Origin of the sequence: Comamonas halotolerans (assembly GCF_030162935.1) — a bacterium.
GTDB lineage: Bacteria > Pseudomonadota > Gammaproteobacteria > Burkholderiales > Burkholderiaceae_C > Comamonas > Comamonas halotolerans.
In genome coordinates, this window is sequence record NZ_JASAUZ010000014.1 from 1 (window position 1) to 24,639 (window position 24,639).

Sequence of the window (24,639 nt, forward strand, 5' to 3'; positions counted from 1 at the left end):
TGGCTCTAAAGAAGGTGAAAGAGGCTGAATAGCGAGTTGCTTTGCAAATTGAGCTGAATCATTTTTAATTTGCGCCAACGCAAACTTCTGCCTTTTGCCCACCATGCATTGAGGCTTGTTTATTGGCGGCGATCATGGTTTGCCCAATAATTCGCGTCCATGTTGGAAAGCATCCGTCGCCGCAAACGAATGCACACCGTGGTTCTTACGGTGTTTGCCTTGCTGTGGCTGGTGGCAATGCTGACCGGAGCGCCAGCGCGAGCATTGTCCATGCCTGCCCATGCAGGTGGCGACACGGCATTGGCGGCCGCCATGCAGCACAGCTTTTGTGTTGCGGACTGGGGGACTCAGCCTGACGGCGATGCCAGCGCCATGGAATATGCCGCATGGATGGATGATGCATGGCATACGCCTTCAGAATCTGATGCGGCAGACCACCGGGAGCATGTCGGACCGCACTGCTTGTTGTGTATTGGTTTGATGGCCCCGTCAGCCTTTGTGCTGCAGGTGTTGCCTTATCCGCAACCACGGTATCAAAACGGCTGGATCGAGCCTCCGCATTTTCCATCAGCGCTGCAAATCCGTGCACCCTTGCCGCCACGCGGCCCGCCCTTCATCTCCCGCGCTTGAAGTTTGCGTGCCTGTTGCGCACGTTTTTCTTTTCTCATTGACCTGATTCACCGCAAGACAGCCGGTGGTGGGCGTCCGTTGGCGCACATCAGGTGCTTGCTCCTGCTTGAACAGGCGCGGAATTTTCCATATGAAAACTATCATGCTGGCACATCTGTGCCCAAGCGCGCCTCGCACCTTGGTGTTGGCGATCCTTTCCTTGATGACGGCCTCTGTGGAAGCTGCGCAGCAAGCTGACACTCCACAGCTCAGTGAAGTGGTGGTGACTGCTGTACATGATCACTCTCCTGTGCAGGTGGTGACAGATCCGAAACAGCCCCGGCAGCCCATTCCAGCCAGTGATGCGGCTGACTATCTGAAAAGCATTCCGGGCTTTTCAGCATTACGCAGCGGAGGCAGCAATAGCGATCCGGTGTTTCGTGGTCAGTTTGGCTCTCGTCTTCCGTTGCTGACCAACGGAAGTATGCTGGCTGGTGCGTGTCCATCGCGCATGGACGCACCAAGCTCCTATATTTCCCCTGAAACCTTTGATGTACTGACGGTGGTGAAGGGCCCGCAAACCGTGATTTGGGGGCCTGGCGCCTCTGCAGGTGTTGTGCGTTTTGATCGAGCGACACCCGAATTCACCGAACCTACAGCCAAAGGTTCTGCGAGTGTTCTGGCAGGAAGTCATGGCCGCAACGATCAGCGTGCCGAAATAGAGTTGGGTAACGCCGATGTCTATGTGCGCCTCAACGCCAATCGCTCAGACAGCGATGACTACAAGGATGGGGCAGGGAAGACGGTTCCCTCGGCCTATGAAAAATGGAATGCAGATGTGGCGCTTGGCTGGACGCCTGATGCAGACACACTGGCTGAAATCAGTGTGGGCGCAGGCGATGGAGAAGCGCGCTATGGCGCCCGAGGAATGGATGGCACCAAGTTTCGTCGCGATAGTCTGGGTTTGCGTTTGGAAAAACGTCATCTCACGACCTGGCTGCACAAGCTCGAAGCACAGCTGTACCGTCACAGCGCGGATCATGTGATGGATAACTTCAAGCTGCGCACACCACCCGCCATGGGGATGATGGCCGGAGGTATGGCCAGCAATGTGCGGCGCATCACCACGGGCGGACGTGTGGCAGCCACCTTGCAGCCTTGGGAAAACGTGGAGTTGACCACAGGCTTTGATGGCTATCGCAGCCCGCATGACAAGCGTATGGGCACACCGCATCAACCTTATCAAGCGCAGTCACGTGTGCGCGATGCCAAGTTGAGTAACTGGGGGTGGTTTGCAGAGCTGGCCTGGCAGGCAGCCCCCAGCACCCGTTGGGTTGCGGGTGTACGTCTGGATCAAGCCCAGGCCCGGCGCTATGGTGCCAATCTCGATGAGCGACGCAGTGAGCACAGCTTGCCCAGTGGTTTTTTGCGCTGGGAGCAAACCTTGGCCGCAGGAACGACGGTGTATGCGGGCCTGGGCCATGTACAGCGCTTTCCGGATTACTGGGAGCTGATTTCACCCGGCAACAGCGGCATCCAGCAGGGCAATGCCTTTCAAGCGCTGAAACCTGAAAAAACCACGCAGCTTGATGTGGGGGCGCAATGGAAGGGGGAGCGTGCGCAAGCCTGGGTTTCAGGCTTTGTCGGTCAGGTGCAGGATTACATTCTGTTCAACTATGGAGGCATGCGCTCTGCAGTTCGCAACGTGGATGCGCACGTAGCAGGGCTGGAGCTTGGGGGCAGCTACCGCCTGACGCCATCCTGGACGGCGCAGGCTACGGTGGCAGGTGTCTGGCAGGAGAACACCACGGACGACCGAGCTTTGCCACAAACACCACCGCCAGAGCTGAAGCTGGGCATCGACTATGCACAGGGCCCATGGACGGCAGGCGCTTTATGGCGTCTGGTTGCCAGCCAGCACCGCTACAGCCCCAACGAAGGCAATGTGGTGGGGCGCGATTTGAAGGCAAGTTCGGGTTTCTCTACATTGGCACTGAACACCAGCTATCGTTTTTCACCACAGTTCAAAGTGCTCGCGGGTGTCGACAATGTGTTTGACAAGCACTACAGCGAACATTTGAATCTGTTGGGCAACGCCGGTTTTGGTTACCCCGGTGACCAGCGGCTTGCAGAGCCTGGGCGCACATTCTGGGTGCGCGCGGACTTCCAGTTCTGATAACTGCGCAGCCAGTTTGATCTAAAGGCAGCTATGGCTGCCTTTTTTATGCGATTGTCTTCGCTTATTCAAATTTGTTGGAGGGAGCACGTATGCACAGCAGAAAGGTGCAAGCTAGGGGGAAGCAATTCATGACCAGAATTCAGGCCATGACTGCGAGTTCGCAACGGAAGGCTTAAGGGCAAGAATGGTAAGAATATGGACAAGCGCTACACACCCCTTAGTGTGCCAGAGCAACTGATGCTGCGTAAACAGGCAATTGACGAGGTGCTGCTACATCCGCAGTGGTCTTTGCAGCAGTCTGTGCGGCATCTCAGGCAGACCATGCGACTGACCAGTGCAGAGCTGGCCCAGATGGCGGGGATCAATGCCAAGACTTTGCACGAGATTGAGCAAGGACGCAGCTTGGGCACGGTGCAAACCTTGAACAAGGTACTCGCTGTGATGGGGCTCAAACTCGGGGTTGTCGCACTCAAGTAGAAGTGTAGCCATCGCGAAGGTCTTCTGGCTCCTGTGGTCCATGCCGTCATGTGAAGTGCGGTGTAGTGCAGTCATAAACCAAGTGCAGCTCAGCAACGCAGAGGTAAAAAGGACAGGGCAAAAAAAAGCAGCCTGCAGGCTGCCTTTGAAGAAGTGGGTGAATCAAGCTTTTTTCAAAAACTCTGACTTGAGAATGAATGGGCCTTGCTCTGTTTTGCAATCCACGTCGTGGTCGCCGTTGTCATACACCAGGCGAATGCCTTTGATCTTTGTTCCCTTTTTGATCACCGTGGATGAGCCCTTGACCTTCAGGTCCTTCACCAGCAAAACACTATCGCCATCAGCCAGCGGCGTGCCATTGGCATCCTTGATGATGCGCGGGCCCTGATCGTCTTCGGTAGCGTCGACTGCGTGCGCCGACCACTCGTGCGCGCAATCAGGGCAAATGAACAGTTCGCCATCAGGGTAAGTGTTGTCCAGACCGCATTGGGGGCAAGAAGGAATCGTTGTTGTGCTCAAGAAGGCCTCCACAATAAAAGGTCAAGCGTACCGGGTCTTCAGAGCTTGAAGTTCGTAGTGGGGCAATTAGCAACACGAGCAGCGCGTCATGCGCACCTCAAGGAATAGGGCATGCGGTCCATTCCATTGTGGTGGCTGCTTACAAGATGCAACATCTCGGTCGCTCTCTAAACCATCCAGACCTTTACCAGCAACGCACAATGCGCGGCTATCAATAATAGGTAACGCAGTGTCAATTCCCTCGCGCAGATTGGTGCCCGGCTGGGGAGGCTGCAGCGCAGGGAGTGGTATGGCAGTATTGATTTGGCCTTTCAAAATCTTGGCGTTATTGGGTGCATGCCTGACGCTGTTTTTCAATGTAGTACTTTTATTGCGCATTCCATTGCCTGCAGACTGGGGTGTGCCCATGGACATGCTGCTGGGTTGGCTCTCAGGTGGAATTTTTGTGGTCTGGATTCCTACGGTGTTGCTGGTGGCCCGTATGCAAAATGCCCAGGGCACGATGCGCATGTCGTGGCGGGAATTGTTGGCCGGGTGTCCTGAGTGGATGCGCTATACCGTCTATGGCTTGTTCGCTTATGCGCTGATCAACTTTCTCTTCATGATTGGCACGGGGGTGAATGACTCCTTGCCCAACCCAGCCTTGCAACCCTGGCGAGTCATGATTGGACATGGCATGCTGTTCTATGGAGCAGCCTTTGCCGTGATGTATTCGGTCACCCAAAAGCCCAGACTCATGAAAACGCGCACCTGCGTGGCGGGGCACGCCGTGGGCATGAATGACAGTTTCTGTCCGCAGTGTGGACAAAAACTATTGCCGGAAGACGACTGAAGCCGAGGGCAGGCATGGCACGCCTTGCGCTTGAACAGGAGGCAAGGTTGGCAGCGCAGATGGCATGCAGATGCTGATTTTTCTAAAAATAGTTATGATCAAAAATTCTAACTAAGCCGTCTTTGCAGGTGGTCTAATGCGTGGCATACCAGTAGTCAGACCTTTGGGTCTGGCCACCCACCAAGAAAAATTGGCTTTGAATGTCAGGCTCCCCATTTCCTCCTTCGCTTGCACAAGCTCGGCTGGCATCACTGCCGCGCTACGGCCTGGGGCAATGGCCTACCGCACTGCAGCCGCTGCAGCGTATTACGTCCCGGTTGCGTGGCCCCAAAATCTGGATCAAACGTGACGACTGCAGTGGTCTGGCAACAGGCGGCAACAAAACCCGCAAGCTTGAATTCTTGCTGGGAGATGCTTTGGCACAAGGGTGTGACACGCTGATCAGTCAGGGCGCATTGCAATCCAATCATGCGCGTCAGGTGGCGGCAGCAGGGGCTGCGGCTGGCGTGAAAGTGCATTTGGTACTGAGTGACGCGGTGCCTGGACGCCATGCAGATTACGCCCGCCTGGGAAATATTCAGCTTTGCCGACTTCTGGGTGCCAAGGTGGAAGTGGTGCCCGAGAGCGTGGATGCCGATGCCTATTGCGCAGATCTGGCGCAGCGCCTGCAACAGCACGGGGCCAAGCCATATGTGATTCCCATGGGCGGCTCCAACGGCCTTGGGGCACTCGGATATGTCACTGCTTTTGAAGAAATCGCAGCACAGATGCAGGCCATGAACGTAACTTGTGATGCGCTGGTGCTGGCAACCGGCAGCGGCGGCACCCAGGCAGGATTGATGCTGGGCGCACATTTGCAGGGTTGGCAAGGCCGCATCCATGGTGTCAGCGTCAGTCCTGACGAGGAGCTGGCAGGCCAGCGTGTGCGCAAATCCTTGCTGGAGGCCAGCGCATTGCTGGGATTGGAAAAACAATTGCTGCAAGCGCTGCCTGTGCATGTGGATGTGGACTTCAAAGGGCCGCACTACGGTATTCCTGCCCCAAGTACCTTGCAGGCGCTGGAGCTTGCCGCACGGCAAGAGGGCGTTGTGCTTGACCCGGTATACAGCGGCAAGGGCTTTGCTGGATTGTTGGCTGCCTGCGCTTCAGGCGGAGCTTTGCATGATGCACGCAATGTGGTCTTCCTGCATACCGGCGGCCTGGCTGCCTTGTCGGTTTATCCCGAAGTGGGGGCAACAGAAAGCTAGTTCATCCAGCCGCGGCATGAGGATTGCCCGGCTTTATGGGCAAGAGCGTGCAAGAGCCCCGTGTTTGCGAGAACAAAAACCATGCGCTGCGCTGCTAGAGTGCAGTGTTCGCATATATCTATAACGTGGCGACATCAACATCGTCCGAACCGAACACCGTCTGAAAGCGGTCCAACGCCAACCGGCATATTTGAGAACCCAAGGAGTCTTGTGAAATGAAGCGACGTTTGTGGATTGCAGCGGTAGCCAGTGCCGCCAGCTTGTTGATGGCCCACGGTGTGGCCCATGCGGATCAGGTGGAAGAGATCAAGAAAAAAGGTGAGCTGGTAGTCGGTGTGCTGGGCACGGATGAGCCCATGAGCTTTATCGACCCCAAGACCCGCGAGCTGGTGGGCTACGACGTGGATCTGGGCCGTGCCGTGGCGCAGAAGCTGGGTGTCAAGCCTGTGTTCAAGCAAATCACGATTGCAGCGCGCATTCCTGAATTGCAACAGGGCCATATTGACCTGCTGGCGGCCTCGCTCACACACAACAAAGAACGCGAAGCGCAAATCGACTTTTCACTGACCACTTTTGTGACCGGCACCAAAGTGCTGGTGCGCAACAACAGCGGCATCAACGACGTGCCCGAGCTGGCTGGCAAGCGTGTGGTGACGGCCAAGGGCAGCTCCATGGAAGTGAATATGCGCAAGGCTGTGCCGAGCGCGCAGATCATCACTTTTGACACATCGCCTCAGGCCTTTGTGGCTTTGCAGCAAGGCAAGGCACTGGGTTATGTGAATGAAGATGCGAGTCTGGCGCGCTCCCTGAACCAGATCGGTGACAAGCGCAAGGATTACAAGATTCTCCCCACCAACCTGGCGGTTGAACCTTTGGCGCTGGGCATCAAAAAAGGCGAAGCCAACCTGAAGAAGGTCGTGGACGACACACTGCGCGAGCTGGAGGCCAGCGGCAAGGCTGAAGCCTTGTATGAGCAATGGTTTGGCCAGCAAAGCGCGCTGAAGATGCCCAAGCGCGAATTCAAGATCGAGACTGACAAGATCGATTGATGGCAATTTTGTGCATGTGCTCTCCCTGGCGGCGGGTGCATGCCTCTCAGCGATGGAGTGGCCTGGCGGTGGCGCTGGGCAGCTTCAATGCCACCATGCGTGTGCATGGTCTTCTGTGACGTTTCACAGACAGGTTTATGACGACTTTTGACCTCCAGATGATGCTCTCCGGGCAGTACCACGACATGATGGTTGCGGGCCTGAAGATGTCATTGCTGTATTTGTTTTACGCACTGTGGATCGCTTTGCCACTGGGGCTGGTGATTGCGCTGTTTCGGCTGTCTCCGTTCAGAATCTTGAACTGGCTGGGAGCCAGCTTTGTCGAAGTGGTGCGCAGCATTCCGCTGCTGGCGCACATGCTGTTCTGGTATTTTGGTGTGCCGGAGCTGCTGCCCGACGGGCTCAAGCAGGCCCTGTACAACGGCCCGGTGGAGTCAATCTGCGCGGTGGTGGCGCTGGGCATCTACACCGCGGCATACATGGCGGAAGACATACGCAGCGGTATTCGTGCCGTGCCGCAAGTCCAGGTGGAGGCCGCGCGTGCTCTGGGCCTGAGCTATATGCGAGCCATGCGGCTGGTCATTCTGCCGCAGGCGCTGCGCCTGACAGTGCCGCCGCTGATTTCGCAAACACTGAATATGTGGAAAGGCACCTCGATTGCCACCGTCATCGGGGCGGCGGAAATGATGTACCAGGCTGGCCAGATCGAGAGCCAGACCTTCCGCAGCTTTGAAGCCTTTGCCTTTGCCAGCGTGGCTTATCTGGCTGTCTCGCTGGTGATTACCGCCGCGGCCAGCTGGTTCCAGCACCGGTATCCGGTGCGCACCATGTAAGAGGGGCCTATGCTGGAACTGATTGAAACCTATTGGTTGTATTTCTTGGTGGGGCAGTACCCCAATGGCCCCTTGGGTGGTCTGGCGCTGACATTGATTCTGGCAGCGCTGGGGCTGATCTTGTCTCTACCTTTGGGGCTGGTGTTCGGCTTGATGCGTGTCTCGCCGTATCGCTGGCTGCGCTTGCCGATCACGGCCTTTGTGTATGTGGTGCGCGGTACACCACTTCTCATGGTGGTTTTCTGGGCCTACTTCTTTTTGCCCACCGTCACGGGCGTGAAAACCGACCAGTTCTGGACGATGCTGATCGCACTGGTGATTTTTGATGCAGCCTATCTGGCCGAAATTGTGCGTGCCGGTATTCTGGGCTTGCCCAAGGGGCAGATGGAATGCGCACGGTCGCTGGGCCTGTCGTACATGAAAGCCATGACCACCGTGGTGCTCCCTCAGGCGCTGCGCAACTCTCTGCCATCGCTGGTCAACCAGTTCATCTCCACCATCAAGGAGACATCGCTGGGTTACATCATTGGCCTGGCGGAGGTGAGTTTTATTGCCACGCAGATCAATGCGCTGGTGTTTACCAAGCCCGCCGAGGTCTTCGGCATTTTGGGGCTGACCTATTTTGTGCTGTGCTTTGGCCTTTCGCGGCTGGCGTATGGAATTGAGCGGCGTCTGGTACGCCAAGGATTGGGTGTGAAGCCCGTGAAGGTGCCCGCATGATTGAGCTGCGCAACGTAAACAAGTGGTATGGCGACTACCACGCGCTGGTGGATGTGAACGAGACCATCCAAACCGGTGAGGTGGTGGTGGTGTGCGGGCCTTCGGGCTCGGGCAAATCCACGCTGATTCGCACCATCAACCGGCTCGAAGAAATCCAGGGCGGCCAAATCCTGCTGGACGGGCAGGACATTCATGCTCCCAAGGTTGACATCAACGCGCTGCGCTCGGGCATCGGCTTTGTGTTCCAGCAGTTCAACCTGTTCCCGCACCTCACCGTACTGGAAAACTGCACACTGGCCGCTGTGCAACTCAAGAAAATGACCGCCTCGCAAGCCAAAGAACGGGCCATGGCCTTGCTCGACCGCGTGGGCCTGGCACACAAGACGCAAGCCATACCCAGTCAGCTCTCCGGTGGTCAGCAGCAGCGCGTAGCCATTGCGCGCGCGCTCACGCTGCAACCCCCCATCATGCTGTTTGACGAACCCACCTCGGCGCTCGATCCTGAAATGGTGGGTGAAGTGCTGCTGGTAATGCGTGACCTGGCCAAAGACGGCATGACCATGATGTGCGTGACGCACGAAATGGGCTTTGCCCGTGAAGTAGCCGACCGCGTGATCTTCATGGACCAAGGCAAAGTCCTTGAGCGCGCCACGCCTGCGGAGTTCTTTGGCAACCCACAGCACGTACGCACGCAGAAATTCCTCTCTGACATACGCTCACCGTTCTAGCACTTCATGCGTGAATCAGGGAACGCAGGATGCTTAGCAGTTCCGGGGCTTCTGGAGGCGGGAGCTGGAGAAGGCATGGCGATACTGCTGCAAGCCCCTGGAGATCGGGGAATGCATAGCAATTGGTGAAATCTTTCCGGTAGCTGGGGGCGAATGCACCAGATTGCTCATGGTCAAAGGCAGTATCAAGCAATGCCGCCCAGTAGACACCCTCCTGCGCGCACATGCTTGTATGCAGCTGCTTGGCAGTTGCTTCAAAACCTGTCGCATTCTGCGCGAAACTAAAAGAGCGATGGTTCATACGGGGGAGTACATCAGCGAGTTGACTGCCGTTTTTCAGTGCCTTGATCAGGCATGGAACACACGTACTTTGCAGAAACATCGGCGGCGTATAACCACCATTGGTTGGCCCTTGCAATGCGCAGCTTGCGTGCGGCGGCAATGTCCATGCCTGCCTGTGCGCTTTGCACGGTGAGGGTTTGCTGGGCGTTGAGTTGCAGCAAATCGGTTTGAGCCTGCACGTTGATGGCATCTTGCGCAGCAAGCCGCTGCGGGTGTACAGGCTGCCCATCAGCACAGACCGTGTACAGCAGCAGGCCCTGACCCAGCAGATCGCGCAAGGGTAAGTCGACCTCCAGGCTCAGGCACAGCAGGCGGGTTTCACCGATTTCGCTGAGTGCTTCGCGGGCAATAGGTTGATGGCTATGGTGATGCTGGCTACCAAGTCGCAGATAAACTCCCAAACATATCATAGCCAACATCGCAGCGCAAATTCCAGTGGGGTATCGCCATGAAGCGCAGCCAGCGCAAAGCATTGAAAACAAATCAACTAATACCAGCCTTGCAAGAGCAGCTCGAGCAGGTGAAGTCCAGGATTCGATCCAAGGTTGAGCACCCATTCAGAGTCATCAAGCGTCAGTTTGACCACGTCAAAGTTCGCTACCGAGGTTTGAGAAAAAACATGCAGAAATTGGGCACTTTGTTTGCCTTGCAGAATTTGTGGATGGTCCGTGGCCGTTTGCTAGAAAACAGCCAATCCAAGCCTGTTGTGGGTGCTTAAAAAGCAAGATGCCCGCGAATCGCGGGCATCTTGAGTGCCAGAGGCAAGCGAATATCACGCTTGCTTAAGCACTATCACTCTTGAAATCGAGTTATGCAGAGGTTCACAAGGGCAACTATTTCTTGCACAAAAATTTCAAGACTACCGTTTTAGCTTTTATTTTGAGATGAGAGTTATGAATGCTCTTGCGGTGGCTTCTTAATACGCATCAGGATGCGCCAATTTTGTACTTGTTTAGTTTGTTTAGCGTTGAACCAAGAAAATGACGAAGTCTTGATTTAGGGGTTTACGTTCCACTTTGCTTTGAAATCAAACTCCAACTGCTCACACTGACCATCAGAAAATTGTGCAGGCGTGCCTTCCTTGGGGCCTTTCTCGCGTTCTTTCCAGCAAAGGCGGATAGTTTCGCGCTCAACCCACTGCTCTTCTTTATTAGGAGAAAAATGAAAGATGATTTGGCTGCCGAGCATCAGTATTGCAAACAATGCAACTGGCGTGCCAATGATCCAGCGAACCAGCTTGGGTCTGGGTGTAGCTTTCTCGGTCATTTAGAAAATCCAAGTGTTAGAAGAATAAAGGCCTGCATAAAGCAGGCCTGGTATGTATCGCGATTATTCAAGGAGCAGAGATTTCGCTCACTAAGGTGTCGTTATCTGCTTGGGCAATATCAACACGGCGGGCGCCATTGAAGCGTTTTGCCCAGTAGCTACTATCCATGCTGTCAACACGCACCGTTTTCCCTTTGCTCGGGGCATGAATAAATTGACCATTGCCCACGTAGATGCCTACATGACTGAAGGCTCGACGCATGGTGTTGAAAAATACCAAATCACCAGGCTTGAGTTCTTTTTTGTCGATCTTGAGTGTGGCTTGAGCTTGCTCTTTGGCCCTGCGAGGCAAGAGGTGACCTGCTGCATCCTGATAGATTGTGCGTACAAAGCCGCTGCAATCAAATCCGGTTTCTGCGCTGGTGCCACCAAAACGGTAGGGGATGCCGATCATGCCCATTGCCGTATTGATCAATGTAGAGGTATTGGTGGCAACTGACTGTCCAACGGTTTGCAAATGGGCACCCAAACCACGTTCTTTCAGGATTTCGGCAAGGCGTTCCTGGCTGAGGGGTTCATTGGCTGTTGGAGCTGCTTGCACACTTCCACAGGCGAGGGTGAGTACTAATAGCCATTTGCAAGTCATGGGGGCAGAGGTTATCACGGCTAGCTGGCATCTAGCACCGTAATTGCCCTACAAAAAGGATCGAATTGGCTGCTTTTACACATTGCTTGCATTGTTTTTGATCTGAAACAGTCTGCATGCCTTAGGAAGAGGATCAAGACAGGGCTGCCTTATCGCTGCGACAATGGACGCCTTCAAGAACACCTTAGGAAGAATTTCATGTTGCTGGATGCCGATGACTCGCAGTTGGTGCTGATCGACTACCAAGAAAAGCTGATGCCTGCCATTTTTGAGGGTCAGCAAGTGCTGGCCAATGCGGTCAAGCTGGCCAAGATTGCTAACATGATGCAAGTGCCAGTCTGGGGCACTGAGCAAAATCCCAGTCGTCTAGGTCTGAATGCCCCAGAGTTGCGTGCATTGTGTGATGAAACTTTTGCAAAGATGAGCTTCAGCGCAGCCGAGGAGGGCCTAATTGATGTATTGCGCCCACCAGTTAAAAAGCAGCAAGGAGGGAACGCGCGCAGCTTGCCGAAGCATCTGCAAAAACCTGCTGCACCTCAAGACCCTGAGCGTCCTTCCATCATCATTGCAGGTTGTGAAGCACATGTATGCCTGCTGCAAACAGCATTGCAATTGCTGGAAGATGAGATGGAAGTGTGGGTGGTAACTGATGCTTGCAGCTCTCGCACAGAGCGCAACCGTGATGCTGCATTTGATCGCTTGGCAGGCGCTGGCGCTGAGTTGGTGACCACTGAAATGGTGGCTTTTGAATGGCTTCGCAGCTGTGAGCACCCTGCATTCAAGCAAATGCTGGAATTGGTGAAGTAAATAGGCTGTACCTATATGCTCCGAAGCTTTCGGAGCTTTTTAATGAACTTGAATACAGCTTACATGATGTAAAAAACATACCTAAACTAATACTAGGAAACCTCACAATCTTTGCACATCGATAAGCAACAGCCATTCAAGAGCACGCGTTAGTCCACAGATATTGAGCTGCAAGAGCAGTCAACAACAAGCAGAAACTTGCAATGCCATTGCTTATCCAACGCCAACGCTTTATCGAACTGCAGAGCTTCGTCTCAGACAAAGTTCTGGATTTCCTGAATGAATTGGTGCTTCTAGTGGAGACCAATCAACTGTTTTACCGGGCAATTTTCAAGCTGGCTGGTTGATTTGCCCCTATCTGAGCCGGGCTGAGCACCTCATTGATGGTGTGCACATCTTGCATCTGCAAGTTACCTGCCGCTTGTCTCAACTGAAGCTGACCAAGCAGCAGGTTATAGCGTGCTTGAGCCAGATCCTTTTGGGATTGGTAGAGCTGGCTCTGGGCATTGAGCACGTCCATATTGATGCGCACGCCTACTTCATAGCCAAGCAAGTTGGCTTCCAAAGCACTTTGGCTGGAAACGACGGCTGCTTCCAGAGCCTGTACTTGACCATAAGCTGATTGCACCCCAAAGAAAGCCGTGCGTACTGCTTGAGCGACCTGACGTTTTGCATCCTCCAGGTCAGCGCGAGACTTCTCCTCCAGAGACAGCGTTTCCTTGACGCGGTTTTGCACAGCAAATCCAGCGAACAGAGGAATGTTCATCACCACGCCCACGGTTCCAACTGTGGAATTGTTGCGGGTGGGCATGGTCATGGAGCCGTCGGGATTGCGCTGCTTGCCGTAGCTGGCCTGCAAATCCACCGTGGGTTTGTGACCCGCATAGGCTTTGTCTGTTTCGAGCTTGGCCATATCAACCGCTATTTGAGCTTGCCGCACCAATGGGCTTTGCATCTGGGCAGTATCTAGCCAGATTTGCAGGTCATTGGGTGTCAAATCTGGCAAGCGCACGGGTTGTGCCAGTGGCCAGGGCGTAGCTTTGCCTCCAACCAATTGCTCCAATGCAGCTTGTGCAACCCGCAAGTCATTCTCTGCGGCAATTTCCTGTGCGCGTACCAAGTCAAAGCGAGCTTGTGCTTCACGCGAATCGGTCACTGTCGCGGTGCCGATTTCAAAATTGCGTTTAGCGTATTCATATTGCTCGGACACTGCACGCTTTTGTGCCTGCACCAGGTGCAGAGTGTCCAATGCGGCAAGGACCTGAAAATATGCTTTGGCTGTGCGTACCAGCAAATCCTGTGCAGCAGCATCTACTTGTGCATACGCTAGATCAACATTGCGTTCGCCTTGGCGATAGGTAGCAAGGTTGGCTGGGTTGTACAGCGGTTGTGTTGCTTGCAGACTGGCGGAGTCCTGGCGCGCATCAAGCTGCTGTGTCGGAAAACTACCTCGCACACGTGTTTCACTGTATTGGCTGCCTGCTTGTAGACCTACTTGAGGCAGCAAACCGGCTTTGGACTGGGCACCTTGGCTGATTGTGGCATCCAGCTGTGCGCGGGCACTTTGCCATGCAGCGTCATAGCCCTGGGCCTTCTCCGTGAGTTGAACCAAACTTTGCGCTTGAACGGATACCCCGATGCAAGCAAGGAACGTTGCAAAAACAACGCTGCGAAGAATAGGGCGCGAAGGCGCGGACACTTGCTGACCGAATGAAAACACCATGGAACACGTCTCCAAGAATCTCTCATCGGCAGCTCTGGCTGCCTTCTCGTTATTGTTTTTCAAAGAATCAATATTTAGGCACGCTGGGATCGCGCTCATGGGACCAGGCATCAATACCACCGGTGATATTGGCGACAGATTCGAAGCCCTCACGGGCTAGATAAGCTGCCACGCTCATGCTACGGGCACCGTGGTGGCAGAGGCAGGCGATAGGGCGGTCAGGGTCGAGTTCGGTCAAACGGGATGTAATTTCACCCATGGGAATGCATTGCAGTTCAAATTTCTCGCTAGGGCGGATGCTGGCGAGCTGACATTCCCATTTTTCGCGTACGTCCAAAACCACGGGCTTGGCAGCATCACCGGCGAATTGGCCCAACCACTCATCTAGCAGCGAAGGGCGAACTTGATAGAACATGAAACTCTCCGGTGGTACCGACAAACTTTGACTTTAGAACGCAAAGCGAGACGCCTGGGTAAAGCCCTGCAGGCGTGGGGCCACGATATCCCAGGGTGTTTTGGTTGTGACCTGACCATCTTGCTTGGTAGCCAAGGTAAAGCGCATCACGGGTGCATTGCCCACAATGGCTGCCAGTCGGCCGTCTTCTTTCAGGTGTGAAAGCAGTTCTTCAGGCAGTGTTTCCACAGAGCCACTGAGCAAGATGACATCGAAGGGACCTTCGGGCAAGGTGTCCTTGGAGCCATCGGCAACGCGAACGGTCACGTTGGTGCATCCGGCATCAGCCAGGTTTTCACGGGCCATGTCGGCCAGCTCTGCATTGATTTCCAGAGTTACCACTTCCTTGGCAACTTTGGACAGCAGTGCTGCGCTATAGCCAGAGCCTGTGCCGATTTCCAGCACGCGATCGGTAGGCTTTACTTCGATGTCGTTGATCATGCGCGCTTCCACTCGGGGCTGGAACATGAACAGGCCTTGCTCGATGGCATTGGCATTATTGGTCAAGGGAATCAACACATCCATGAATGCCAAGCCGTAATGTGCAGGTGGCGTGAAATCCTCACGGCGCACGGTGTACAGCGCGTCCAGCACGCTTTCATCAGACACGTTCCATGGGCGCACTTGTTGTTGCACCATGTTGTAACGTGCGTTTTCAGTTGCGTCTTCACGGTCTAACAGGCTGTTCAGGGGCAAATTCATTCTGGTCTCCTCCGCGAGGGATGGCGTATCTAAACAAACTACGGATTCTACGAGCGTGGCGCGTCTTGTGCGGCATTGTCGGGCTCGTGACCCCGCCAAAGTCGTTTCAACCACTGTGTTAAGTCATCCAAATAACAATAGACCACAGGCACCACCACCAAAGTAAGCAGCGATGAGGTGATAACGCCTCCAATCACGGCTTGCCCCATAGGGGCACGTTGCTCTGAGCCTTCAGTCACAGCAAATGCCAATGGCACCATGCCAAATACCATGGCCAGCGTAGTCATCAAGATGGGACGCAAGCGCACTTTGGCTGCCAGCAGCAGGGCTTGCTCACGAGGGAGACCCTGCTGAATCTCGCCGCGTTCGTTAGTGTGTTCACCTCGGGCACGAATGGCAAAATCCACCAGCAAAATGGCGTTTTTGGTGACCAAACCCATCAACATCACGATGCCGATAATTGAGAACATGCTCACGGCGGAGTTGAACATCATCAGCGCCAGCACCACGCCGATCAGTGTCAGAGGCAGCGATGTCATCAGTGCCAGCGGCTGAATAAAGCTTTTGAACTGGCTGGCAAGAATCATGTAGATAAAAATGATGGCCAGCGCCAAAGCGGACAGCGCGTAAGCGAACGATTCGTTCATGTTCTTGGTGGAACCGCCGAACTCCCAGCGATACCCTGGCGGCATTTCCAAGTCATTGAGTATTTTCGTGATGTCATTGGAGACCTCTCCCGCAGAGCGCAAAGCCACATTGGCCGTGAATTGCACTTCGCGTGTCATTGCCCGGCGGTTGATCTGGCTGGGGCTGGTGGATTCCATCACATCGGCTACCTGATTGAGCTGCACCACACGCGTGCTGCCATCGCTGTTGGTCAGCGCAAAAGGCAGGCGTTGCAGATCGGCTGCCTGGGTCCGGGCTTCAGGTGCGAGGCGCACATTCACATCATAGGTTTCATCGTCACTGGCGCGCCAGTTACCGATGGCATCGCCAGCGACCAGTGTGCGCAGGCTGCTGGCTATGCTGCCGACCGACAGCCCCAGATCAGCAGCCGCATCACGGCGAATTTCCACATTCACCACAGGCTTGGGTGGCTGCAAGCTGGTGTCGATATCCACCAGACCGGGTATTTTTTCTAACTGTGCTTGGAGTTGCAGATTCAGCCGGTTCAGTTCGCCCAAATCAGGGCCCATGATGGAAAACTCGATTTGCTTTTGCCCGCCGACTGGTTCCAGCAAGCCCACGTGCGTGATCACAATGCCAGGTATGCTGCGCAATGCATCACGCAATGTCAGCGACATCTCATCCAGACTGCGTGTGCGGGCTTTACGGTCAACCAGGCGGATATAGATGCTGGCGGAATGTTTGCCCTCTGCATTGCCTGTGTTAATGCTGGTGAGTGTGTAGCGCACTTCGGGCATGGAACGAATGATGCCTTCCACCTGCAGTGCTTTGGCTTCAGTCCCTTCAATGGATGAACCCTGTGGCGTTTCAAAGTTCACACGTGTTTCGGAAAAGTCGGCGGCAGGTACAAACTCAGACCCCAGAAGCGGCAGCATCAGCAGACTGCCCACAAAAACTCCTATGGCAATGAGCACAGTTGCCAGTCTGTGCAGCAGTGACCATTTCAGCAATCGCTGATAAAGATTGGATAAATCTTCACTGGCCCGGTCAAACCAATGCGTGAGACGGCCCAAAGTACGGTCATACAGTGTGCGTTTGGCGCCAGAGTTGGGCGTTTGCCCATGCGCATGGAGGCTCGGGTCGTGCCAAACACTGGAGAGCATGGGGTCCAGCGTAAAGCTGACGAACATGGAGATCAGCACGGCCGCCACGATGGTGATGCCAAATTCGTGGAAGAACTTTCCAATGATGCCTCCCATGAAACCAATGGGCAAAAACACAGCCACGATGGACAGCGTGGTTGCCAGCACGGCCAGGCCGATTTCCTGTGTGCCGTCCATGGCTGCGTCGAATGGTTTTTTACCCATTTGCACATGGCGCACAATGTTCTCGCGCACGACGATGGCATCGTCAATCAAGAGTCCCACACACAGAGACAGCGCCATCAAGGTGACCATGTTGATGGAAAAACCGAACATATACATGAACCAGAAGGTGCCAATCAACGCAATTGGCAGTGTCAGGCCGGTAATGATGGTGGAGCGCCAGGAGTTCAGAAACAGGAACACGATTACGACAGTAAGCACCGCGCCTTCGATCAGCGTCTGGCGTACGTTGTCTACGGCAACTTGTATGGGGCGTGCGGAATCAGCAATCGGCTCCAGCCTGATGCCCGCAGGCAGCTCTGCGCCGAGGTCATTGATGGCCTGATTGAGGCCGTTGACCACTTCAATGGTGTTTTCATCTTGTGCTTTTTGCACTGACAGCAGCAGCGTTCGTTTGCCGTTGTACAGGGCAAGGCTCTCGACTTCCTGGGCGCCATCTTTGATTTGAGCCAACTGTCCCAGACGAACAGGAGCTGCGTCGCGTTGCGCTACAACTATCTCGGCAAACTGTTCAGGTCGCTGAATACGCGCATTGATCTGCACCACTCGTTCTTGCTGCAACGAGCGGATGCTGCCTACCGGCAGATCCTGGTTTTCACTACGTACCGCTTGCACCACCTGTGCAGGTGTAATGCCAAAAGCTTGTAGCGCTGCGGGGTCCAGGTAGATATTGATTTCTCTGGGCGTGTCGCCCACCAAATTCACGGCACCCACACCGCGCACGTTTTCCAGGCGTTTTTTCAACACCTGATCTGCCCAGGTGGTCAGTTGGATGGAGGTGAGTGGTTCTGAGCCTTCTGGCTGGGTGTTGCTATCCGGCAAAACGGCAACCGACCAGACCGGTGCGCTGGCCGGGTCAAAGCGTAGCACCCAGGGTTCATCCACTTCGTCGCGCAGCAATGGGCGCACGGTGGCTACTTTCTCACGTACGTCATCTGCAGCTTTTCGGCCATCGATATGCAGCTGAAACTCGATGATGATCAGGGTTTTGCCTTCATAGCTGCGCGAGGTGAGGGCGTTGATGCCTGCAATCGAGTTGATGGCTTCTTCCAAAGGCTTGGTGACTTCACTTTCCACAACTTCTGGCGAAGCACCCGGATAAGTTACCGAGACCACCACCACGGGAAAGTCGACATTGGGGAATTGGTCGATGGCAAGCCGTTGGTAGGAAAACAGCCCCAGCACCACAAAAGCCAGCATGACCATGGTAGCCATGACCGGATTGCGCAGACTAACCTTGGTAAACCACATGCTTGAGGGCTTTCTTGGGAGTTACTGTGCAGCTGCGTCGGCCGGAATGGTTGGGGTGCGCCCTATGCTATCGGGCGAAACGGCGGGCGTTTGCTGCAATGTCACGCGGGTTCCGGCAGGCACTGCGCCAACGCTGCCAAGCAACACAATTTGCCCCTCCTGCAGTCCTTGTACAGCTACCCAGGTTTGATCTTCACCCTCGCTGCGCACACCTGGCGTCACATTGCTGTGCTGGACCACATTGTCGCGAACGGTTTGGACATAAGGCACAGGCTGATCAGTACGCACGGCGGTTAATGGAACCGCGATGGCTTGTGTAGTATCGGTACGGATAAAGCCTTCCACATACATGCCTGGGCGCAGGGGCGCGTCGGCGCTGGGTGCCAATCGCAAATACACAGGGATAGCGCGGTTACCTTCGGAAGCGCTGGGGTTGATGCGCACAACCTCCGCTTGCAAAGTCTGCGATGTTTGTCCGTTGCTGGCACGCAGCTGGAGCTGTGCACCTTGACCAACACGAACCTGGGCTGAGTCGTTGGCAGGCAACTGGGCTTGCAGCTCCAGCGTGGAGAGGTTGACGATTTCCACAATCGGTGCTTCCACATTCACTCGCTCACCGTTTTGCACCATGCGGCGTGCCACCTGTCCGGCAATCGGGCTGCGCAACACGGTGTCATCCAGGCTTTTGCGTGCGGCATCCTGCGCGGCGCGCGCAGCGGCGTAATTGGCCTGCGCGGCTTGCAGATTGGCCGCCGATGTTGCCAGAGCTGTCTCGGAGATAAAGCCTTTGCTGACCAGCGCCTGGTTGTTGTCATGCTGGCGCTGCTGGATGACCACCTGCGCGTTGGCCGCATCGGCCTGCAATCTGGCTTGGCGGTGGCGTGCCTCGGATTCTGTGGCATCCACGCGGGCGATCACCTGTCCTTGCGTGACCGTGTCGCCTTCGCGCACTTGCAGATCGCGCAGCTCACCGGGTACCCGGGCTTTGACGACGGCACTGTCAACAGCCGACAGGCTGCCGGTGATCGGAATGCCCAGAGGTAACTCGCGCGTTGACACGCTCATCCATTCCTGCGGGTCAATGGTAAAGCTGGAGGCTCGGCGCTCTGTACTTGCCTGGAGCGCTTGTTGATTTTTGCTGCGCGCATCCAGCGCACGCCACATTCCCAGTACCACAGCCATAACGCTGAGCACTGCCAAAAACCACATCCACTTTGGGATGCGGCGTGAAGAAGGGGGCTGTGTCATATGGGATTAGCGGCCAGGCCGCGCAACAGGTTATCGACGTGAACTTCAAAATATGCTTTGGGCGAGACTCCCATGGAATCAGGCGCGCACATGCCCATGGAATGTCGCCATTGCAGGTAGGAGAACATGGGCGTTAGGATCAGATGAATGCCCGCGTTGACGTCGATCGGGCGGAATTCGCCACGATCAATACCTCTTTGCAAAATGCGACGTACCAAGTCATTGCCTGGTTTTATGACTTCTTCAAAATAAAAAGTCGCCAATTCAGGAAAGTTGCCACACTCACTGGTCATCAGCTTGTAGATACCGCCTGCATTTGAGTCGGCAATCCGTTCCACCCAAACGGCAAAAGCCTGGCGTACCAAGTCAGGTGTTGTGCCTACAAAGCCACTGAGTTCGTTTTGCCACTCCGCAAACCGCCCGGCAATGTTTTCTCGCACGACGGCTTTGAGCAAAGCCTCTTTGCTGGGGTAGTAGAGAAACAAAGTGCCTTTGGAAACATTGGCACGCGCAGCGACCTCCTCTACACGGGTTGCTGCGTAGCCTTTCTCAATGAACAAACGGGTCGCTGCTTCCAGTAGTTCGGCTGGGCGCGCTTCTTTGCGTCTGGTTCGGCGTGCTGCTGTAATGGGCGTAGTGATGCTTGAGTTCACAACAAATGGTGCAGGGGAAAATGACCGGTTAGTCAGTAAGCAAATATAGGGAAATCCTTGTCGTTGCGTCAAGATCCAACTTCCTACAAAGAGCAAGCGCCTGTGTGCCTGCCATGAATGCAAAGTGGATGTCAAAATGAGGCATGCAAGAGATTATTTATTTGGGCGGTGGCTGCTTTTGGTGCACCGAAGCGGTATTTGACCGCGTGGCAGGAGTTCTGGATGTGGAGAGCGGCTATGCCAACGGGCATGTGGCAAAGCCCAGTTACGAGCATGTATGCGAAGGAAGCACAGGCCACGCTGAAGTTCTCAAAGTTGTCTTCGACCCAGAACAAATTGCACTTGAGCGCTTGTTGGAAATTTTTTTTGGCACGCACGATCCCACAACGCTGAACCGCCAAGGCAATGATGTGGGTACGCAGTACCGTAGCGCCATCTACACCACTAATCCAGAGCAACAGTCAGCAGCTAAAGCGTTTGTGGACCAGCTCAATAGCCAGAATATCTTTGGTGTGCCAGTGGTGACAGAGGTTGAACCATTGGACAACTACTGGCCGGCTGAAGACTATCATCAGGATTACTTCGCAAGAAACCCGCACCAAGGCTATTGCGCCTTGGTGGTGGGACCCAAGGTACAGAAGTTTTTGCAGACTTTTGCTGCCTACGCAAAAAGTGCCTGACAGCAGCAAGGCGAACTGCGAATCACTATCACTTTGCAGGCATAATGCAACTGTGTTGCGTTAATGCTTGCTTATGCTGTCTCATTCCAAACTTGCTCCACTGGCTTTGCCTGCAGGCATGCGTGCTACGCGTGCTGTGCGGGCTTTGCTGGCTTTGTTGCCCCATCAACCGCAAGGTGGGTGGACGCAAGCCATGGTGGAAGAGGCTTTGTTGCAGCAGGGCGTACCCGTCAACCGTGTAACGGTGTATCGCGCTCTGGATCGTCTGGCTGAGGCTGGATTGCTGCAGCGTCTGGTGGACGAACATCGCATTACCCGTTATTGGGTACTTGAATCCGGTCATGCTGCACCCACTGCGCACATGGAGTGCAAGGGATGCCATCAGCCCATGCCACTGGATGAGAGCGCCAGTTCCGTGCAAGCTGCCTTGCAGGCTCTGCGTCAGGCGGTGGCTCAAACCACCGGCGTTGCCACTCCTTTGCTGGACGTGACTTTGCAAGGGGAGTGCGCCCATTGCGCCAGTGACGCAGCACATCACCCTCTGTCCACAACTCGAAAGTGATGTTATGAAATCTTTCATCTCTACTGTCGCTGCACTTGTAATCCTTGCAGCCCCTGCATGGGCACACGATGACCATGCGCATACCCAAACACCAAGCCAATCTGTGAATACAACGCAAGCAGCTCCTAAAGTAGATGCGCACACGCAGGAAGATATCGAGCGTCACCGCGGCATGGCTCGTGCGCATGAACAAGCTGCACAGTGTTTGGCTACTGGAACGAAATATGAAGAGTGCCAGAAACAGTTACAAGCCAGTTGCAAAGGCTTGGCCCTGGGTAAAAACTGCGGCATGCGCCATGCGCACTAAGTACTTTCAACGTTTGTTGAAAGCTGACTAAGCATTGGTATGAACGTGTTTTCTCGCATGCAAGCTTTGCGCACGCCCTGGTTGGGGTGGTGGCTGGCCATGGCTTTGGTGCTTGCACCGGCTTTGGGGCGCATGCACGAGGTGCTGCACGCACCTGCACTACAAACACAGCTGAACAGCGCGCATTCGCACACAGGCCTTGCAGCCTGGTTTGATGGGCACGATGCTCAGACATGTTTGGTTTTTGATCAATTGGGGCATGGTGCTGCGAACACGCTGCCATCCACTCCGATCCCCCACGCCTTACCCACGCAGCCACCGGTATGGATGTGCGAAGCCTGCCTGCTGCCCGCTGCGCCACGCCTGTTTCTCGCTCGCGCTCCGCCGCAAGACTTCACGGCCTGAAGGCCGCTCTCTTTCCTGACATGGACGCTGGCGCACAAACGCTTGGTGCGCGCAGCCACTTTTACTGAATTTTTCAAGATGCGCTGCCGTGCTTGTTGTGCGATGCAGCCGGTTTTTGCTGCCTGTTGCACAGCGTGCATGGGCTGGCAGTGTTGGCGCGCATCTTGCCTTGAGAGAAACAACCGTATGAAGTCTTTGCAAACTGGAGCGAAGAAGTTGCATCTGTTGCACCCTGTCGCCATGGCGGCTGCGCTGTGCGTGTCCTCGGTGCACATGGCGCAGGCACAGGAGCAGGTGCCTGCCGCCACATTGCCCGATGTCACGGTATCAGCCAGTGGCCTTGGCTTGAGCACTGAGGAAATGGCTGCGCCGGTCAGCGTGCTGGATGGTCAGTTGTGGCAGATGCAGCGCAGGGCCACCCTGGGCGACAGCCTCAGTGGTGAGCCGGGCATTCATGCCACGCACTTCGGCGCTGGCGCCAGCCGCCCGATCATTCGGGGGATGGATGGCCCGCGCGTGGGCGTGCTGGCCAATGGCGTGGAGTTGCACGACGCATCCACCATCAGCCCGGATCATGCGGTGACGTCAGAGCCGCTGCTGGCCAAGCAAGTGGAAATTTTGCGTGGGCCCAGCGCTTTAGTGCATGGCGGTGCCGTAGGCGGTGTGGTCAATGTGGTCGATGAAAAAGTCCCCACACAGCGTCCACAAAAAACTGTGGAGGGCAGCGCCCAGGTGCAGTGGGGGAGTGCGGCCAACGAAAAAAGTGGTGCCTTGGGGCTGACGACGGCGGCAGGTCCTCTGGTGCTGCGCGTGGAGGTGGCGGGGCGCAATGCAAGCGATTACCGTGTGGGCGGTGATTGGCGCAGCGAGGAAGGAGGGCGCAAAGTCCCTGGCAGCTTCAGCGATGGCAATACCGGTAGCGTGGGCCTGTCATGGGTGGGCCGCGATGCGTATCTGGGTGCTGCCTACACGCGCCAGCGCGCCCAGTATGGCATTCCTGGTCACGAACATGCAGACTGCCATTTGCATGGCATCAGTCATATTCACTGCGGAACGCATGGTCACAATGATCACGATCACGATCACGATCACGATCACGATCACGATCACGATCACGATCACGATCACGATCACGATCACGATCACGATCATGGAGTGCCCGAAGTGGATATGACCAGCCATCGCTGGGATTTGCGTGGTGAATGGCGCAATCCTTGGGCAGGCGTAGAAGCGCTGCGCCTGAAAGGCAGCCACACTCGTTACAGTCATGACGAGCTGGAAGAAGGGGAGGTGGCGACTGCTTTTCGCAATCGTGCGCACGACCTGCGCTTTGAGCTGCAGCATGCTCCCATCGCTGGATGGCGCGGCGTGCTTGGGGTGAGCAATGGTCAACGGAATTTCAGTGCGCAGGGCGAAGAGCAGTACGTGCCAGCCACACGTACGCAAAAGCAAGGGCTTTTTTTACTGGAAGAATACCAATGGGCTGACTGGCGCCTGCAAGCCGCATTACGCCACGACCGGCAAAGTGTGCGGATACAAGCGGATGGCGTCGAGCGCAAGCACAACGGCACTTCGGCATCGCTGGGCGCAGTGTGGAAGTTTCAGCCTGGATGGCAAGCCACCGCCTCATTCAGTCATGCCGTACGCATGCCGACTGCGGAAGAGCTGTTTGCTGATGGCATGCACATGGCCACCAGCACGTGGGAGATTGGCAACAGCAATCTGCAAAAAGAAACCAGCAATGCCTGGGACTTGGGTGTGCATAAGCTGACGGGCAACACCACCTGGAGTGCGAACTTCTATCACTATCGCGTCAACAGCTACATCTATGGACGGACAGTGCATCGTGACGAAGGCGTGCAGCTGCAGCACTACACCCAGGCCGATGCCAAGTTCACCGGCGTGGAGGGGCAGGTGCGCCAGCGCATCAACCGCCACATGGGAGTGAGTGTGTTTGGCGATCTGGTGCGCGCCAAGCTGGTCAGCGGTGGTAATTTGCCACGTATTCCTGCGGCGCGGCTGGGCTTGCGGGTGGATGGCAGCTGGCAAGGCTGGGAGGGGATGGCCGAGTGGGTGCAAGTGGCCCACCAAAGCAAAACCGCTGCCTATGAAGACAGCACGGGAGGCTACGGTATGCTGAATCTCAGCGCTTCCTATCGTTTCCCCGGTACTCCGTTGCAGTTCATGCTCAAAGCAGAGAATCTGACTGACCGACAGGCCTATGCCCACACTTCTGCCATCAAACGCGCCGCGCCACTCAAGGGGCGCAACATCACTGTTGGTTTACAAATGGATTTCTAAAAGCCGACACGCTTTTCAAAGGCGCGAACTGTAACGCATGTGCGCTGTTTAAGAAAAAGCAGCGCATATGATGCGGTCAGCACCAGC

Annotated in this window: 25 protein-coding genes and 1 pseudogene; 16 read left to right on the forward strand and 10 right to left on the reverse strand. The window is 55.4% G+C overall.

Features of this window, described 5'->3' with window-relative positions; genetic code table 11:
* Window positions 1–159: 159 nt before the first annotated feature.
* From QEP11_RS09705 to QEP11_RS09715, 3 genes are all read left to right on the forward strand, one after another.
* Window positions 160–630 carry a hypothetical protein gene (locus QEP11_RS09705; protein WP_284336450.1) on the forward strand — a complete coding sequence of 157 codons (471 nt, stop codon included), beginning with the start codon at window positions 160–162 and terminating at the stop codon, window positions 628–630.
* A 130-nt stretch (window positions 631–760) separates the two neighbouring features.
* A complete protein-coding gene (locus QEP11_RS09710) occupies window positions 761–2,785 on the forward strand; it encodes a TonB-dependent copper receptor (protein ID WP_284336451.1) in 2,025 nt (674 codons plus the stop codon).
* 198 nt (window positions 2,786–2,983) lie between these two features.
* Complete coding sequence (locus QEP11_RS09715; protein ID WP_284336452.1) at window positions 2,984–3,265, forward strand: helix-turn-helix domain-containing protein; 282 nt, start codon at window positions 2,984–2,986, stop codon at window positions 3,263–3,265.
* Between the two features lie 162 nt (window positions 3,266–3,427).
* On the opposite strand, the gene QEP11_RS09720 is transcribed toward QEP11_RS09715, so the two are convergent.
* Window positions 3,428–3,784 (reverse strand): zinc ribbon domain-containing protein YjdM, encoded by a 357-nt coding sequence (locus tag QEP11_RS09720; RefSeq protein ID WP_284336453.1) that lies wholly within the window; start codon window positions 3,782–3,784, stop codon window positions 3,428–3,430.
* 289 nt (window positions 3,785–4,073) lie between these two features.
* On the opposite strand from QEP11_RS09720, the gene QEP11_RS09725 reads away from it, so the two are divergent.
* The 6 genes from QEP11_RS09725 to QEP11_RS09750 all read left to right on the forward strand — a co-directional run bounded on the left by QEP11_RS09725 (window position 4,074) and on the right by QEP11_RS09750 (window position 9,193).
* On the forward strand, window positions 4,074–4,616 hold the full coding sequence (locus tag QEP11_RS09725) for a hypothetical protein (RefSeq protein WP_284336454.1): 543 nt from the start codon (window positions 4,074–4,076) through the stop codon (window positions 4,614–4,616).
* 200 nt (window positions 4,617–4,816) lie between these two features.
* A complete protein-coding gene (locus QEP11_RS09730; RefSeq protein WP_284336455.1) occupies window positions 4,817–5,863 on the forward strand; it encodes a D-cysteine desulfhydrase family protein in 1,047 nt (348 codons plus the stop codon).
* 215 nt (window positions 5,864–6,078) lie between these two features.
* Window positions 6,079–6,912, forward strand: a complete 834-nt coding sequence (locus QEP11_RS09735) for an ABC transporter substrate-binding protein (RefSeq protein ID WP_284336456.1) — start codon at window positions 6,079–6,081, stop codon at window positions 6,910–6,912.
* 137 nt (window positions 6,913–7,049) lie between these two features.
* Window positions 7,050–7,745: an amino acid ABC transporter permease gene (locus QEP11_RS09740; RefSeq protein WP_284336457.1), complete on the forward strand. Its 696-nt coding sequence runs from the start codon at window positions 7,050–7,052 to the stop codon at window positions 7,743–7,745.
* Window positions 7,746–7,754: 9 nt separating this feature from the next.
* On the forward strand, window positions 7,755–8,465 hold the full coding sequence (locus tag QEP11_RS09745) for an amino acid ABC transporter permease (RefSeq protein WP_284336458.1): 711 nt from the start codon (window positions 7,755–7,757) through the stop codon (window positions 8,463–8,465).
* On the forward strand, window positions 8,462–9,193 hold the full coding sequence (locus tag QEP11_RS09750) for an amino acid ABC transporter ATP-binding protein (RefSeq protein ID WP_284336459.1): 732 nt from the start codon (window positions 8,462–8,464) through the stop codon (window positions 9,191–9,193). Before QEP11_RS09745 ends, QEP11_RS09750 begins: the two co-directional genes overlap by 4 nt.
* A gap of 314 nt (window positions 9,194–9,507) precedes the next feature.
* On the opposite strand, the gene QEP11_RS09755 is transcribed toward QEP11_RS09750, so the two are convergent.
* A complete protein-coding gene (locus QEP11_RS09755) occupies window positions 9,508–9,954 on the reverse strand; it encodes a DUF2345 domain-containing protein (protein ID WP_284336460.1) in 447 nt (148 codons plus the stop codon).
* 17 nt (window positions 9,955–9,971) lie between these two features.
* On the opposite strand from QEP11_RS09755, the pseudogene QEP11_RS09760 reads away from it, so the two are divergent.
* A pseudogene (locus QEP11_RS09760) lies at window positions 9,972–10,253 on the forward strand (transposase); the annotation flags it as partial.
* Between the two features lie 278 nt (window positions 10,254–10,531).
* Here QEP11_RS09760 and QEP11_RS09765 read toward each other — a convergent pair.
* Window positions 10,532–10,801 carry a hypothetical protein gene (locus tag QEP11_RS09765; protein ID WP_284336461.1) on the reverse strand — a complete coding sequence of 90 codons (270 nt, stop codon included), beginning with the start codon at window positions 10,799–10,801 and terminating at the stop codon, window positions 10,532–10,534.
* A gap of 67 nt (window positions 10,802–10,868) precedes the next feature.
* Window positions 10,869–11,447 (reverse strand): C40 family peptidase, encoded by a 579-nt coding sequence (locus QEP11_RS09770; protein ID WP_284336462.1) that lies wholly within the window; start codon window positions 11,445–11,447, stop codon window positions 10,869–10,871.
* Between the two features lie 198 nt (window positions 11,448–11,645).
* On the opposite strand from QEP11_RS09770, the gene QEP11_RS09775 reads away from it, so the two are divergent.
* The gene (locus QEP11_RS09775; protein WP_284336463.1) at window positions 11,646–12,254 is read left to right on the forward strand and encodes an isochorismatase family protein; all 609 of its coding nucleotides are present in this window, start codon (window positions 11,646–11,648) and stop codon (window positions 12,252–12,254) included.
* Window positions 12,255–12,570: 316 nt separating this feature from the next.
* Here the strand turns inward: QEP11_RS09775 and QEP11_RS09780 are convergent, their stop codons facing one another.
* The 6 genes from QEP11_RS09780 to QEP11_RS09805 all read right to left on the reverse strand — a co-directional run bounded on the left by QEP11_RS09780 (window position 12,571) and on the right by QEP11_RS09805 (window position 20,297).
* The gene (locus tag QEP11_RS09780) at window positions 12,571–13,977 is read right to left on the reverse strand and encodes a TolC family outer membrane protein (protein WP_284336464.1); all 1,407 of its coding nucleotides are present in this window, start codon (window positions 13,975–13,977) and stop codon (window positions 12,571–12,573) included.
* Window positions 13,978–14,044: 67 nt separating this feature from the next.
* Window positions 14,045–14,392 carry a rhodanese-like domain-containing protein gene (locus tag QEP11_RS09785; protein WP_284336465.1) on the reverse strand — a complete coding sequence of 116 codons (348 nt, stop codon included), beginning with the start codon at window positions 14,390–14,392 and terminating at the stop codon, window positions 14,045–14,047.
* A gap of 33 nt (window positions 14,393–14,425) precedes the next feature.
* Window positions 14,426–15,133 carry a protein-L-isoaspartate O-methyltransferase family protein gene (locus QEP11_RS09790; protein WP_284336466.1) on the reverse strand — a complete coding sequence of 236 codons (708 nt, stop codon included), beginning with the start codon at window positions 15,131–15,133 and terminating at the stop codon, window positions 14,426–14,428.
* Window positions 15,134–15,180: 47 nt separating this feature from the next.
* Complete coding sequence (locus QEP11_RS09795; protein WP_284336467.1) at window positions 15,181–18,396, reverse strand: efflux RND transporter permease subunit; 3,216 nt, start codon at window positions 18,394–18,396, stop codon at window positions 15,181–15,183.
* 21 nt (window positions 18,397–18,417) lie between these two features.
* Complete coding sequence (locus tag QEP11_RS09800; protein ID WP_284336468.1) at window positions 18,418–19,644, reverse strand: efflux RND transporter periplasmic adaptor subunit; 1,227 nt, start codon at window positions 19,642–19,644, stop codon at window positions 18,418–18,420.
* Window positions 19,641–20,297 (reverse strand): TetR/AcrR family transcriptional regulator, encoded by a 657-nt coding sequence (locus QEP11_RS09805; protein WP_284336469.1) that lies wholly within the window; start codon window positions 20,295–20,297, stop codon window positions 19,641–19,643. Before QEP11_RS09805 ends, QEP11_RS09800 begins: the two co-directional genes overlap by 4 nt.
* 143 nt (window positions 20,298–20,440) lie before the next feature.
* On the opposite strand from QEP11_RS09805, the gene msrA reads away from it, so the two are divergent.
* From msrA to QEP11_RS09830, 5 genes are all read left to right on the forward strand, one after another.
* A complete protein-coding gene (gene msrA / locus QEP11_RS09810; RefSeq protein WP_284336470.1) occupies window positions 20,441–20,977 on the forward strand; it encodes a peptide-methionine (S)-S-oxide reductase MsrA in 537 nt (178 codons plus the stop codon).
* A 73-nt stretch (window positions 20,978–21,050) separates the two neighbouring features.
* Window positions 21,051–21,539 carry a Fur family transcriptional regulator gene (locus tag QEP11_RS09815; protein ID WP_284336471.1) on the forward strand — a complete coding sequence of 163 codons (489 nt, stop codon included), beginning with the start codon at window positions 21,051–21,053 and terminating at the stop codon, window positions 21,537–21,539.
* Between the two features lie 4 nt (window positions 21,540–21,543).
* Complete coding sequence (locus QEP11_RS09820) at window positions 21,544–21,846, forward strand: hypothetical protein (protein WP_284336472.1); 303 nt, start codon at window positions 21,544–21,546, stop codon at window positions 21,844–21,846.
* 39 nt (window positions 21,847–21,885) lie between these two features.
* A complete protein-coding gene (locus tag QEP11_RS09825) occupies window positions 21,886–22,251 on the forward strand; it encodes a hypothetical protein (RefSeq protein WP_284336473.1) in 366 nt (121 codons plus the stop codon).
* 186 nt (window positions 22,252–22,437) lie between these two features.
* Window positions 22,438–24,552, forward strand: coding sequence for a TonB-dependent receptor (locus tag QEP11_RS09830; protein WP_284336474.1), 2,115 nt, complete (start codon window positions 22,438–22,440; stop codon window positions 24,550–24,552).
* Window positions 24,553–24,639: the final 87 nt, after the last annotated feature.